The 13,937-nt window shown below is 65.9% G+C and carries 8 protein-coding genes; 7 read left to right on the top strand and 1 reads right to left on the bottom strand.

Translation table 11 applies throughout. The annotated features are described in order from the left end of the window. Positions 1-13 precede the first annotated feature (13 nt). Positions 14-1,732, bottom strand: coding sequence for a hydrogenase maturation protein (locus tag PMI20_RS21740; protein WP_007921827.1), 1,719 nt, complete (start codon positions 1,730-1,732; stop codon positions 14-16). Positions 1,733-2,032: 300 nt separating this feature from the next. On the opposite strand from PMI20_RS21740, the gene PMI20_RS21735 reads away from it, so the two are divergent. The 7 genes from PMI20_RS21735 to PMI20_RS21705 all read left to right on the top strand — a co-directional run bounded on the left by PMI20_RS21735 (position 2,033) and on the right by PMI20_RS21705 (position 13,937). Further along, positions 2,033-2,545 carry a sigma-70 family RNA polymerase sigma factor gene (locus PMI20_RS21735; protein WP_007921828.1) on the top strand — a complete coding sequence of 171 codons (513 nt, stop codon included), beginning with the start codon at positions 2,033-2,035 and terminating at the stop codon, positions 2,543-2,545. Then, positions 2,542-3,495, top strand: coding sequence for a FecR domain-containing protein (locus PMI20_RS21730; protein WP_007921829.1), 954 nt, complete (start codon positions 2,542-2,544; stop codon positions 3,493-3,495). The genes PMI20_RS21735 and PMI20_RS21730 overlap by 4 nt, the downstream gene beginning before the upstream one ends. Before the next feature lie 105 nt (positions 3,496-3,600). Then, complete coding sequence (locus PMI20_RS21725) at positions 3,601-6,540, top strand: TonB-dependent receptor (protein WP_007921830.1); 2,940 nt, start codon at positions 3,601-3,603, stop codon at positions 6,538-6,540. Between the two features lie 302 nt (positions 6,541-6,842). After that, positions 6,843-9,737, top strand: a complete 2,895-nt coding sequence (locus PMI20_RS21720) for a TonB-dependent receptor (RefSeq protein WP_007921831.1) — start codon at positions 6,843-6,845, stop codon at positions 9,735-9,737. Between the two features lie 273 nt (positions 9,738-10,010). Then, on the top strand, positions 10,011-11,864 hold the full coding sequence (locus tag PMI20_RS21715) for an extracellular solute-binding protein (RefSeq protein ID WP_007921832.1): 1,854 nt from the start codon (positions 10,011-10,013) through the stop codon (positions 11,862-11,864). Continuing rightward, a complete protein-coding gene (locus PMI20_RS21710; RefSeq protein WP_007921834.1) occupies positions 11,851-12,915 on the top strand; it encodes a microcin C ABC transporter permease YejB in 1,065 nt (354 codons plus the stop codon). Before PMI20_RS21715 ends, PMI20_RS21710 begins: the two co-directional genes overlap by 14 nt. After that, entirely contained in the window at positions 12,915-13,937 is a 1,023-nt protein-coding gene (locus PMI20_RS21705; protein ID WP_007921835.1) for an ABC transporter permease, read from the top strand. Before PMI20_RS21710 ends, PMI20_RS21705 begins: the two co-directional genes overlap by 1 nt.

The raw sequence follows: 13,937 nt of genomic DNA, 5'->3' as shown, positions 1-13,937 counted from the left end.
AGGGGCGGGGGGATCAGGCGCTCAAGGTGTCTGGCTGTGGCACGGCCCAGTCCTCGATCAACCGCTGCGGGGTGCAGCAGGTCTTGCGCTTGTAGACGAAGCCGGCGCATTTCTCGGCGAAGCCGTGGCGGTTCTGCACCATGTCCAGGTGCATCTGTTCCAGCTCGGCGTTGCGGCAGTGCTGCATCAGTTGCGGGTCGGCGTTGGCCTTGCGCTCGCGCAGGGCCTGGTATTTCGGTTCGGTCAGCACGGCGTTGGCCCGCTGCAGCAGCCACAGGCCGAACTCGTCGGGGCAGCGCGGGCCGACTTCCTGGACCATGCCCATCTGCAGGGCCTGGAAAGCGTTGATCGGCAGGCATTGGTCGGTGAGCTTGTGCGCCATGGCCTGGCCGACCGCGCGGGGCAGGCTGTAGGTCCAGTATTCCGAACCGTACAGGCCCATGCTCTTGTAGTGCGGGTTGTAGACGGTATTGGCCCGGGCCAGCACCACGTCGGCCGCCAGCGCCAGCATCAGGCCGCCGGCCCCGGCATTGCCGGTGAGGCCGCTGACCACCAGCTGGCGGGCGCTGAGCAGCTCCTTGCAGACGTCGTCGATGGCCTGGATGTTGTTCCAGGCTTCCAGGCCCGGCACCGGCGCGGCCTGGATTACGTTGAGGTGCACGCCGTTGCAGAACGCGCCACGCCCGCCCTTGATCAGCAGCACCTGGGTGTCCCGGGCCTTGGCCCATTGCAGCACGCTGACCAGGCGCTGGCAGTGTTCGGTGCTCATGGCGCCGTTGTAGAACTCGAAGGTCAGCTCGCCGACGTGGCCCGACTCGCGGTAGCGGATCGGCTGGTAGGCCTCGTCGCTGAACGGCTCGCTGGCGACCGACCAGTGCAGGTGAGGCACGCCGTCCAGTTGGCCGGCCAGCACATGGCGGGCCGGTAGCTTGAAGTGTTCCGTGCCCGGCCGGGCCTTGCGCTTGAGGGAGCCGATCCACAGGCTGCGGTCGCCGCAGGCCACCAGCACCGCATCGTCGTGCACTGCCAGCAGTTCGCCGGGGATGCCGCTGCGGCTATCCAGGTGCGCGTCATACAGGTAGTACTGCCCGCCGGCGAGGCTGGCCAGGACCCCGGGCTGGCCGTCGGCGGCGTCGATGCAGCGCTTGATGAAGGCGGCGCTGTCGTGCCAGCTGAAGCTGCGGTCGTCCTGTTTCATGTTCGGTTGCAGGCGGCCGCGCACTTGCGGCTGGCTGTAGTCCAGGGGCACAGGGACGAAGTCGCTGCCGAATTTCTCCACCACATCGCGGATGCAGTAGATCGCCGCGTCGGCCACCGGCCCGTTGTACAGCTCGGACTTGCGCACCTGCACGGGCACCTTGAATTCCCTGGTGGACCAGACCGGTCCGGCGTCCATTTCTTCCACCGCCTGCAGGGCGGTGACGCCCCAGCGCTCGAGGTTGTTGCTGATGGCCCAGTCCAGGGCGCTGGCGCCGCGGTCGCCGACGATGCCCGGGTGGATGATGATCACCGGGCGGGTCGGGTGGCGCCACAGTTGCTCGGGCACCCGGTCCTTGAGGAAGGGGCAGATCACCAGGTCGGCGTCCGCCTGTTCGATCTGCCGGCAAACGTCTTCTTCGTTGGTGAACAGCACCACGCTGGGACGATGGCCGGACTGGCGCAGGTCCAGCCAGGCGCGCTGGGTGAGACCGTTGAAGGCGGTGGACAGCAGAATGATCTTCAGCGATTGCATAGCGACTCTTCCTTGAGGATGAAGCGGGGCCGGCCGTTCCGAAAGCCGTCCCTGGCCGATGGAGGCGCCAGAGTAGAGAGGACCTTTGGGCGTCCTGCTGACCGAGATCAATCAAGTGCGTCGGGCGGCGCCGCGAGGCGCCGGATTACATATATTCGTTAGTTAGCCTGGGTAAATTTTTAATTACTTCCAAATGGATTCAGCCCTGTTGCACAGTCGCTCCCCTAATCCTGGGTCGGCAATGTCCCGAACCAGCCAGACGATTTCGAGAGGGGGAGCTGTCTTGTGAGGGAGCCAGGCATGGGTGCGAATCGGAACCCTCATTACTCACTGATCGGGCAGATGTTCAAACGCGACTATCAGTGGCTGTGTGCCTCGGTGGGTCGCGTCCTGGGCTGCCATCACAGCGCCCAGGACATTGCCTCGGAAACCTTCGTGCGGGTGCTGGCCCTGCCGGACCCCGCGGCCATCCGCGAGCCCCGGGCACTGCTGACCACCATCGCCCGGCGCCTGGTCTACGAAGGCTGGCGGCGCCAGGACCTGGAGCGCGCCTACCTGGAAAGCCTGGCCCTGGCGCCAACGCCGGTGCACCCGTCACCCGAGGAGCGGGCGCTGGTGATCGAAGCGCTGCTGGCTGTGGACCGCTTGCTCAACGGTTTGTCCGCCAAGGCCAAGGCGGCCTTTCTCTACCATCAGCTCGACGGCCTGACCTACGCCGAAATCGGCCAGCAGCTGGGGGTGTCCACCAGTCGCGTGCAGCAGTACATGGCCGAGGCGTTCAAGCGCTGTTATCAGGCGATGGTCGACGCATGAGCCGGCCGCGCGCGAACGAGGCGCTGGTGGATGAAGCGGCGCAATGGATGGCCCTCCTGCAATCGGGGCAGATGAACGCCCAGGAACGCCAGGCATTCCACGACTGGCGCGCCGCCGACCCGCAGCACGAGCAGATCATCGCGCTGATGGGCGGCGGCCTGGGGGCGCTGCGCAGTCAGGCGTTGCGCAACCTGTCCCGGGACAGCCTGCTGCACAGCCTGAATGCGCCGTCGAGCCGTCGGCGTTTTATCGGCGGCAGCCTGAGTGTGATGGCCCTGGCCCTGGCCGCGACCTTGCTCGGCCGACGCTACAACCTGCTGCCCGAGGCGGGCGCCCTGTACACCGGCACTGGTGAACGCCGCGATTTCTCCCTGGCCGACGGCAGCGCCCTGACCCTCAACGCCCGCAGCCAGGTCGTGACCTGTTTCGATGCCCAACAGCGGTTGTTGCAACTGCGCAATGGTCAACTGCTGGTGGACGTGGCCAGGGACCCGCAGCGGCCCTTCGTGGTGGAAACCGAACACGGGCGCATGCGGGCTTTGGGCACGAAGTTCCTGGTGGAGCGCGGCGAGGACTGGACGCGCCTGGTGATGCTGCATTCGCAGGTCGAGGTGCTCACCGCCAGTGGCGCGCGGCAGGTGGTCGAGGCCGGCGAAAGCCTGCGTTTCGACGCTCGGCAACTGTTGCTGCTGGAGCGTGCCAAGGGCCATGAAAGCGCCTGGACCTCGGGGGTATTCGAGGCCCGCGACCGCCCCCTGAGCGAGGTGATCGACAGCTTGCGCGGCTACCGGCGCGGCATCATCCGCCTCAGCCCCCAGGTGGCCGACCTGCGCCTGAGCGGCATCTATCCCCTGGACGACAGCGACCGCAGCCTGCAGTTGCTCGAGCGTTCGCTGCCGATCCGCGTCAGCTACCACAGCCCATATTGGGTCAGCATCGAGCCGCGCTGAAGGGCGCGGTTATAACCCCATAACCCCTTGGCCTAACCGCCACCCTATAAAAACCCGTCAGTCGCTGCTCATTCCCTGCAACCGCATTCAACAGGGAATCGCTCCATGCACTCATCGAACCTTTTCAACCCGCCGCGCCTGTCACTGGCGTTGGCCCTGGCGTTCGGCGCTTGTGGCAGCGCCGCCTGGGCCCAGCAGGCAGAATCCCGGCAGCTAGAGGCCAGGCAGATCACCTTCGACATTGCCGCCGGCCCGCTGGACGAGGTGCTGCTGGATATCTCGCGGCAGAGCGGGGTGCCGATTTCCTTCCGCCAGGACCTGGTGCAGGGCAAGCGCAGCCCGGCCATTCGTGGTGCCCTGGGCGGCCAGCAGGCGGTGGACAAGGCCCTGCAAGGCAGCGGCCTGGAGGCCCAGCACAGCGAGCAGGGGCTGACCATTCGCAATGCTCCGGCCAGTGCCAAGGCCAGCCCTAAAGTCAGCACCGTGGCGCCGGTACGCGCGCCGGACCCGCAGCTGGAAAAGGTCACGGTGACCGGCTCGCGCATCGCCCGCGCCCAGTCCGACGGCGCCACTCCGGTGAACGTGATTACCCATGAAGAGATGGAGGCCCGCGGTTACCGCAACGTCTACGACGCCCTGGCGACCCAGACGCAGAACACCGGCATGACCCAGGGCGAGGACTACGGCAACACTTTCCAGCCCGCCGCCAGCGCCCTCAACCTGCGGGGGCTGGGCCCCAACCACACGCTGGTGCTGATCAACGGCCGGCGGGTCGCGGACTATCCGACGGCCTATGGCGGCCAGGTCAACTTCACCAACCTGGCCAACATCCCCTCGGCGATCATCGACCGCATCGAGGTTCTCAGCAGCGGCGCCTCGGCGATCTACGGCTCTGATGCGATTGCTGGGGTGGTCAACATCATCCTCAAGGAGAAGGCCAGCGGCATCGACGTCAACCTGCGTGGCGGCACCACCGAGCGCGGCGGCGGCGATAACCAGCGCCTGCAGATCAGCGGCGGTGGCAGTTGGGGGGATTTCGATGGCCTGTTCGGCCTGGAACTGACCCATCGCCAACCGATCTGGGCCGACGACCGCGGTTTCATGGATCGCGGGCCGGCCCTGGACGTTGGTTATCGGCGCAACCTCGACAGCGGCAAATACATCGGCCCTGGCTGCGGCGCCTACTCCGGGGTGTTTGCCAACCACCTCAGTGGCAGCGGCGGGCGCTGCACCACCGACCAGGTCTACAACGATTACTGGACCTTGCAGACGCAGAAGGAAAACTACGACGGCTACACCCGCGGCACCTGGCATTTCAGCGACAGCGGCAAGGTCTTCGCCGACCTGATGTATGGCCTGGACCATATCCAGAACAACACCCGCGGGCCGAGCTTCACCTCGCCCGACTTCATCAACCGGAACACGGGTAACCTGGAGCGCTGGTTCCGGCGTTTCTCCGAGGAGGAAATCGGCGGCCGCACCAGCAACAACAGCAAGTGGCGCGACACCTCCTGGACCGGCACCCTGGGCCTGTCCGACCGGATCGCCGACACGGCCTGGAGCTATGAGCTGGCGGCCAACCGCTCGGAGTACCGCAGCGTGCGCACCACCCGCTATACGCCGTCGGCCACTATTCGCGATTTCTACCTGGGGCCGCAGCTGGGCGAGCAGGGCGGGTATCCGCTGTTCGCCCCGGATGCCTCACGCCTTGACCGGCCGCTGACCGAAGAGGAATGGCGGCAGTTTCGCCGCAACCTGACCCAGACCAGCAAGTCGGTGTCGCAGAGCTACAACGCCTCGCTCAACGGCGAGCTGTTCGACTTGCCGGCCGGGCCGGTGGGCTTCGCCGGCATCCTTGAGCTGGGCAAGCAGGAATACCGCGTCGACCCGGACGATGGGCTCAACGACGGCAGCTTCTACGGCACCACTCCGGCGCAGAGTTCCGGTGGCTCGCGCAAGCGTTATGCCGCCGGCGGCGAGTTCAGCGTGCCGATCAGCGACAGCCTGCTGGCGTCGCTGGCGGGGCGCTGGGACCAGTACAAATTCAGCGGCCGCACCGAGCAGCAGAAGACCTACAACCTCGGCCTGGAATGGCGCCCGCTGAACAGCCTGCTGCTGCGCGGCAGCTACGGCACCAGCTTCCGCGCCCCGGACCTGAACTACATCTACCAGGCCGACACCAACGGCTATGTGCCGGACCAGATCGACTACTACGGGTGCAGCCAGGGTGTCGAGGGCGCCTGCGATCGCGGGCGGGTGGACTACACCCAGAGCGGCACCGCCGACCTCAAGTCCGAGCGGGGCAAGTCCTGGACCTACGGGTTCGTCTGGTCGCCGTCGCGCAACTTCGATGTGTCGGTGGATTACTGGCGCGTGCAGATCGAAGACCTGCTGACCACTGTCGACCAGAACCGCCTGTTGCAAGAGGAAAACGCCTGCCGCAGTGGCGCCATGGACATCAATTCGGCCAGCTGCCAGGCGACCCTGGCGCGCATCCAGCGCAACCCGGGCACTGCCGCGGTGGACCCGAACCGCTTGCAGCGGGTGCAGATCAATGCGATCAACGCCGCCAGCGAACGGGTCAGCGGGCTCGACCTGAAAAGCAATATCCGCTGGGGCGCCGGGGAGTACGGGGCCTTCAGTTCGACCCTGGGCTACACCCTGGTGCTCTCGCATTTCTACAAGGAATCGGACGACGCGCCGACCCAGGACTGGCGCGTGGACCGCAGCAATCACGACTGGCGCAGCAAGGTCAACGCCAGCCTGACCTGGGATTACCAGCACTACACCGCGACCCTGCTGGGCATCCGCTATGGCAGCGTGACCAACGGCAACTCGGACGGGCGCCTGTCGCCCTGGACCGTGTTCAACGCCAGCGCCCGCTACAAGGTCAACGACCGCGCCAGCGTCGGCCTGACCGTCAACAACCTGCTGAACCAGGTCAAGCGCGACGACTCCGGTGGCTGGCCGTATTACCCCACCGGCAACTACGACCCCTACGGCCGCCAGTGGTGGCTGGATGTGAGTTATCACTTTGGCGGCTGAACCCTCCCTATGGCTGATGGTGTCTGGCCTGATGCACCGCGGCGCCTGCATCGCGAGCAAGCTTCGCTCCTACAGGTTTTGTTGCGCCTGCAAAAATGGAGGCCTTTGCGTGATTCCTCTGTAGGAGCGCAGCTTGCTCGCGATGGCGTCGTATCTGACCCGCCGCTATCGCGAGCAAGCTGTGCTCCTACGGGGCAGACGAACAGGCATAAGCTCATCACCCAACGGTCTAGACCGGCCTCTATAAAAACCTCCGGGCCGTTGCACATCCCTGCATACACCTAATGCAGGGATGGTTGTCCATGAGTCTGTTCGTACCCCGTAGATCCCCTTTGAGCCTGGCCTTGCTGGCGGCGCTGAATGTATTGCCGGCCTGGGCCGCGACCACTCCGTTCAACCTGCCCGCGGGGCCGCTGGACCAGACCCTGCTGCAGATTTCCCGACAGACCGGCCTGCCGATTTCCTTCGAGCAGAAGCTGGTGAGCGGCCGTTATGCGCCGGCGATCCAGGGCCAGCTCGACCAGCACCAGGCGCTGACCCTGGCCTTGCAGGACAGCGGCCTGAAGGAGCAGCAGGACACCCAGGGCGTGACCCTCGTGGCGGACACCAGCACCGCCAGCAGCGCCCCGGCGTTTACTGAGCCCACCACCCAGTTGCAGCGGGTGGAAGTGACCGGCACCGCGATCCGCCGGGTCGATGCCGAGACCGCGGTGCCGGTCACCGTGCTGCGGGTCGAGAAGCTGCGCGAGCAGGGCGTGACCACCACCGAAGAGCTGATCAACCGGATTTCCGCCAACCAGTCCTCGGTCGGCTCCGGGCGCTCAGTGGGCTCCAGCAGTGGCGGCGCGGCCTATGCCGACCTGCGCGGCATAGGCCCGAACAAGACCCTGGTTTTGCTCAACGGCCGGCGCCTGAGCAACAACGCGACCAATGCCATCAACGGCTCCGGGGTCGACCTCAACACCATTCCGTTTGCCGCCATCGACCGGGTCGAGGTGCTGCGCGACGGCGCGTCCGCGCTGTACGGCACCGACGCCATCGGCGGGGTGATCAACTTCATCACCAAGAAGAGCCTGACCCGCGGCCAGGTCAGTACCGGCTACGACACCCCGAGCCATTCCGGCGGTGGCCAGAGCAGGAACTTCAGCGGCAGCTGGGGCATCGGCGACCTGGAGGAAGACCGCTTCAACGTGTTCGGCGTGGTCAGCTACGACAAACAAGAGCGCCTGGCCGCCAAGGATCGCGGCTACACCTACAACTACCAGCCGGGCCGGGGCCTGGACTACACCTCCGGCACCGCTTCGCCGGCCAACTGGAGCCAGGGCGCCAATGCCACCAACCCGCTGGCCGGCTCCGGCTGCAACGCGCCGGGCTTGCTGTCGCGCAACGGCATCTGCCGCCAGAGCCTGTGGAGTTACCTGGACCTGGTGCCGGAAACCGAAAAGACCTCGGCCTTCGCCAAGGCCACCGGCAAGCTCAGCGACGATCACAACGTCAGCCTCGAATACTTCTGGGCGCGCAACGAGAACCGCACCCAGATCGGCCCCGGCACCCTGATGGGCAATCAGGTCAACCCGGGCACGGCCTTTTATCCGGGCAATGGCATCACCCCGGGGCCCAGCGGCTTTGCCCTCGACCCGACGCAACCGGTGGCGGCCAACTGGCGGGAAACCGATGTCGGTGCGCGGCGCCATGAGGATGACAACACTGGCCAGCGTCTGCTGCTGACGTTCGACGGCAGTGTCTCCGGCTGGGATTACAACATCGGCGCCTCGTACAACCAGAACAAGGTGGTCAGCACCATCCGCAGCGGCTACGTGAACGATGTGGCGGTGTCCCAGGGTATCGCCAATGGCGTGATCAACCCCTTCGGCCCGCAGACCGCGGCGGGTAGCGCGCTGTTGGCGGCAAATACGGTGGACGGCGATTACGCCACGGCGGTCGGGCGGGTCAAGGCCATCGACGGGCGGGTCAGCCGCGAGATCGGCGACTGGTTCGGCTCGGGCCCTTCGGCCCTGGCCCTGGGCGGCGAGTACCGCAAGGAAGACTTCCACCAGGATTTCGCCCAGTTCGCCGGCAATGTGCAGAGCCTGGGCATCGACCCCAACGGCAGTGTGTCGGGCGACCGCAGCGTGCAGGCGCAGTACGCCGAACTCAACGTGCCGGTGCTCGACAGCCTGGAGCTGACGGCGGCGATCCGGCATGACAAATACAGCGACTTCGGCAGTACCACCAACCCCAAGTATTCGTTCCGCTTCCAGCCCTTCAAGGAACTGGTGCTGCGCGGCGCCTATAGCGAAGGCTTCCGCGCGCCGTCGCTGTACGAGCTGTACAACCCGACCTTTACCACCTTCACCAACGCCAACTACAACGACCCGCGGCTATGCCCCGGTGGCACCCCGGCCAATGGCGGGATCGGCAACCGCGACTGCGCCCAGCAGTTCAACCGCAGTACCGGCGGCAACACCGAGCTGAAGCCGGAAACCGCGCGCAACGTGACATTCGGCTTCGTCTACCAACCGTTCGAGCGGCTCAATGCCGGGCTGGATTTCTGGTGGATCAAGGTCGCCAACCAGATCGCCGAGTTTCCCGAGTCGGCGCCGTTCGACAATCCCGACCTGTACGCCGACCGGCTGGTGCGCAAGGCCGACGGCTCCATCGATCACGTGGTCACGGGCATGGCCAACCTGGGCAAGCTCAAGACCAGCGGGGTCGATGTCAGCCTCGACTATCGCCTGCCAGCCACTGCCTGGGGCGAGTTCGGCCTGGGGCTGCAAGGCACCTACGTCACCCGCTACGACTACCAGCAACAGCTCAAGGGCGAATACATCGACAAGCTCGGGGATTTTCGCGGCGGCGACTTCGCCTCGGCCGGCGCGGTGGCGCGCTGGCGCCACAGCCTGACCGCGACCTGGAACCAGGGGCCGCTGGGCGCGACTCTGACCAACCGCTACACCAGCGGTTACCACGACTCCGACCGCGACAGCCATAACCGCGTCGGCTCCTACAACGTCTGGGACCTGGCCGGCACCTACACCTGGCGCCAGGCCCTGGGCGTGACCCTCGGGGTGAAGAACCTGTTCGACCGCGAGCCGCCGTTCAGCAACCAGACCTACACCTTCCAGAGCGGCTACGACCCACGCTACTCGGACCCGTTCGGACGGACCCTGTATACGCGGCTCAGTTACAACTTCTGAGTCGACCGGCAATAAAAGGTCCGGACGCTTTTTAGTAACCAAAGGTTCTAAAACCCGCTCTATAAAAATGCCCGGTCAGTTGCACATGACAGGCAGGAGCGGGGTGTTTCGGGTGGAGAGATAAGGCTGGGAGTCGAGTGGCGGCTGGACGATCTTTCGCGAGCAAGCTCGCTCCTACAGAAGTGCACAGGTCCTCTGTAGGAGCAAGCTTGCTCGCGATGACGCCGGTACAGACACCGTCATCCTGGCCCCTGTTCAAAGAGGCATCATTCCATGCTGTTGCAACGCGCTGTGCTGTTCTGGCTCTGCCTGCTGCCGAGCCCCGTGCTGCTGGCCGCCGTGCAACCGTCGCTGACGGTCTACGGCGAAGCCCCGAAATACCCCGCCGGCTTCCAGCACTTCGACTATGTCAACCCGGACGCGCCCAAGGGCGGCAGCCTGCGCCGTTCCTCCCTGGAAAGCGGGCCCTTCGATCATCTGCTTCCGTACATCGACAAAGGCACCGGCGTGGCCGACATCGACGGCTGGCTGTACGCGCCGCTGGCCTATCGCTCCAAGGATGAGCCCTACACCGTGTACGGCCTGGTGGCAGAAGGCCTGGAGCTGGCCGCGGACCGTTCCTGGCTGCGCTTTTACCTCAACCCGCGGGCGCGCTTCGACGATGGCAGCCCGATCACCGCCGAGGACGTGCGCTACACCTTCGAGCTGCTGATGACCCAGGGCAGCTTCAAGTACCGTCAGCAGTTCGCCGATGTCGCCGAGGTGCAGGTGGAATCGCCGACCCGGGTGCGTTTTGTGTTCAAGAACACTGAGAGCCGGACCTTGCCCCTGGACCTGGCATCGCTGCCGGTGTTGCCCGAGCACTGGTGGCGCGGCCGCAATTTCGCCGACGGTGGCGGCTTCGAAGCGCCGCTGGGCAGCGGGCCGTATCGGGTGAGCGTGGTGGACGCCGGGCGCAGCGTGGACTTCGAGCGGGTCAAGGACTGGTGGGGGCAGGACCTGCCGGTGGCCCGCGGACGCTACAACTTCGACCGGCTGCGGGTGGAGTTCTTCGCCGACACCGATGTGTCGCGGCAGATCCTCAAGGCCGGCGGCTACGACTACAACCGCGAGTTCTCCGCCACCGGCTACACCATCGGTTATGCCGGCGCTGCACTGGAGCAGGGGCGGCTGGTGCGCGAACACCTGGCGCCGGGTTCGGCCCTGGGCGCCCAGGGCTTTATTTTCAACTTGCAGAAACCGCAGTTCCGGGACCGCCGGGTGCGCCAGGCGATCGCCATGCTCTGGGACTTCGAGTGGAGCAACCGGCAGATGATGCGCAGCCTGTATCTGCGCCAGCAGAGCTTCTTTTCCCACAGCGAACTGGCGGCAGCGGCGCTGCCGGACGCGCAAGAATTGAAGATCCTCGAACCCTGGCGCGGGCAGGTCCCGGACGAGGTCTTTACCCAGGTGTTCCAGGCGCCGCGCACCGACGGCAGCGGGATCATCCGCCCGCAGCAGTTGCAGGCCCTGAAGCTGCTGGAACAGGCGGGCTGGAAACCCCAGGGCGATCAGTTGCGCAACGCCGCCGGCGAGCCCCTGCATTTCACCTTTCTCAACGGCCAGAAAGGCCTGGAGCGTTTGCTCCTGCCGTTCAAGCGCAACCTGGCGCAGATCGGCATCGGCTTCGATATCCGCCAGGTCGACACCGCGCAATACACCAACCGCGTGCGCAGCCGCGACTACGACATGATCATCGCCGCCTACCCGGTGTCCCAGGCGCCGGGGCGCGAGCTGTTCAACTACTTCGGTTCGGTGAGCGCCGACGACCCGGGCTCGAACAACTACATGGCGCTGCGCGATCCGGCGGTGGACGGGCTGATCAGCGCCCTGGTGCAGGCCGACAGCCGCGCCAGCATGCTGGCCCACGCCCGGGCGCTGGACCGGGTGTTGCAGTGGGGCTACTACTGGATTCCCAATTACTACCCGCCGGGCATTTCCTCGGTGTGGTGGAACCGCTTTGGCCGGCCGGCCATCGCCCCCCTGTACGACGCCGGGCTCGACACCTGGTGGGAGGTCAGCGCCGAGGCACTGACCCTGAGCCAGATGCGCCAACGTAGCGGGGAGGTGGTCCATGCTGGCTTATAGCGCGCGGCGCCTGCTGCTGATCGTGCCCACCTTGCTGTGCATCCTGCTGGTGAACTTCGTCATCGTCCAGGCGGCGCCCGGCGGCCCGGTGGAGCAGGCCATCGCCCGCCTGCAAGGCATTGGCGGCGCCGCGGCGGTGGCCGGCGGGCATGTCGAGACGGTGGGCGGCGAGTCCCGCGCCACCCGTGGCCTGGACCCCAAGCTGCTGGCCGATATTGAGCGCCAGTACGGCTTCGACAAACCCGCCGGCGAGCGTTTGTGGCTGATGCTCAAGCACTATGCGCGGCTGGATTTCGGCGACAGTTTCTTTCGTGGCGCCAAGGTCACCGAGCTGATCGCACAGAAACTGCCGGTGACCTTGTCGCTGGGCCTGTGGGCGACGCTGATCACCTACCTGGTGTCGATCCCGCTGGGGATTCGCAAGGCCATTCATGACGGCTCGGCCTTCGATGTCTGGAGCAGCGCGGCGATCGTCATCGGTTATGCGATGCCGGGGTTCCTGTTCGCCCTGCTGCTGATCGTGGTGTTCGGCGGCGGCACCTTGCTCGACTGGTTCCCGGTGCGCGGTTTGGTCTCGGAGAACTTCGCCCAGCTCTCGGCCTGGGGCAAGGTCGTCGATTATTTCTGGCACCTGGTGCTGCCAGTCAGCGCCCTGGTGATCGGCGGTTTCGCCACCTTGACCCTGCTGACCAAGAACAGCTTTCTCAACGAGATTTCCCGCCTGTATGTGGTCACCGCCCGGGCCAAGGGCCTGAGCGAGCGGCAGGTGCTGTACGGCCATGTGTTTCGCAACGCCATGCTGCTGGTGGTCGCCGGCTTGCCCCAGGCCCTGGTCAATGTGTTCTTCGGCGGCTCGCTGCTGATCGAGGTGATCTTCTCCCTCGACGGCCTCGGGCGCCTGAGCTACGACGCCACGGTGTCGCGGGATTACCCGGTGGTGTTCGGCTCGCTGTTCATCTTCACCCTGTTCGGTCTGCTGATAAAACTGCTCGGCGACCTGTGCTACACCCTGGTCGATCCGCGCATCGACTTCAGTGCAAGGAGCGCCTGATGTTGACCTTGTCTCCCATAGGCCAGCGGCGCTGGCAGCGCTTCAAGTCCCACCGGCGCGGCTGGTGGTCGTTGTGGCTGTTCGTCGCGCTGTTCGCCCTGAGCCTCGGCGGTGAGCTGATCGCCAACGACAAGCCTTTGCTGGTGGCTTACCAGGGCCAGTGGTATTTCCCGGCGTTCAAGCGTTACACCGAGCAGCAGTTCGGCGGCGAGCTGCCGTTCCAGCCGGATTACCGCAGCGCTTCGGTGCGCCAGTTGATCGAAGGGCAGGGCGGCTGGTTGCTGTTCGCGCCGATTCCTTTCGCTTTCGACACGGTCAACTACGACCTGACGCAACCGGCGCCCAGTCCGCCTTCGGCGCAGAACTGGCTGGGCACCGACGACCAGGCCCGGGACGTGCTGGCGCGGGTGATCTTCGGCACCCGGGTGTCGCTGCTGTTCGCCCTGGCGCTGACCGCCGCCAGCGCGCTGATCGGCATCGCCGCCGGCGCCCTGCAGGGCTATTACGGCGGCTGGATCGACCTGTTGGGGCAGCGCTTGCAGGAGGTCTGGTCGGGGCTGCCGGTGTTGTATCTGCTGATCATTCTCTCAGGGTTCGTCGAGCCGGGTTTCTGGTGGCTGCTGGGGATCATGGCGCTGTTTTCCTGGCTGGCCCTGGTGGATGTGGTGCGCGCCGAGTTCCTGCGCAGCCGCGGCCTGGAGTACGTCAAGGCGGCGCGGGCCCTGGGTGTCGGCGATACCCAGGTGATGCTGCGGCACATCCTGCCCAACGCCATGAGCGCCACCCTGACGTACCTGCCGTTCATCCTCACCGGGGCCATCGCCACCCTGTCGGCCCTGGATTTCCTCGGCTTCGGCATGCCCGCCGGCAGCGCGTCCCTGGGCGAGTTGATCGGCCAGGGCAAAAGCAATCTGCAGGCGCCCTGGTTGGGGCTGACGGCGTTTTTCGCCCTGGCGCTGATTCTGTCGTTGCTGGTGTTTATCGGCGAAGCCTGCCGCGACGCCTTCGATCCGAGGCATTGA

The organism is Pseudomonas sp. GM17, assembly GCF_000282175.2.
Lineage (GTDB): Bacteria > Pseudomonadota > Gammaproteobacteria > Pseudomonadales > Pseudomonadaceae > Aquipseudomonas > Aquipseudomonas chlororaphis.
This window is presented reverse-complemented; position numbering and strand designations above follow the sequence as displayed.

Coding starts and splice junctions, on each gene's coding strand:
- PMI20_RS21740 (WP_007921827.1), bottom strand. CDS start 1,732: ATGCAATCGCTGAAGATCATTCTGCTGTCCACCGCCTTCAACGGTCTC.
- PMI20_RS21715 (WP_007921832.1), top strand. CDS start 10,011: ATGCTGTTGCAACGCGCTGTGCTGTTCTGGCTCTGCCTGCTGCCGAGC.
- PMI20_RS21705 (WP_007921835.1), top strand. CDS start 12,915: ATGTTGACCTTGTCTCCCATAGGCCAGCGGCGCTGGCAGCGCTTCAAG.
- PMI20_RS21735 (WP_007921828.1), top strand. CDS start 2,033: ATGGGTGCGAATCGGAACCCTCATTACTCACTGATCGGGCAGATGTTC.
- PMI20_RS21710 (WP_007921834.1), top strand. CDS start 11,851: ATGCTGGCTTATAGCGCGCGGCGCCTGCTGCTGATCGTGCCCACCTTG.
- PMI20_RS21725 (WP_007921830.1), top strand. CDS start 3,601: ATGCACTCATCGAACCTTTTCAACCCGCCGCGCCTGTCACTGGCGTTG.
- PMI20_RS21730 (WP_007921829.1), top strand. CDS start 2,542: ATGAGCCGGCCGCGCGCGAACGAGGCGCTGGTGGATGAAGCGGCGCAA.
- PMI20_RS21720 (WP_007921831.1), top strand. CDS start 6,843: ATGAGTCTGTTCGTACCCCGTAGATCCCCTTTGAGCCTGGCCTTGCTG.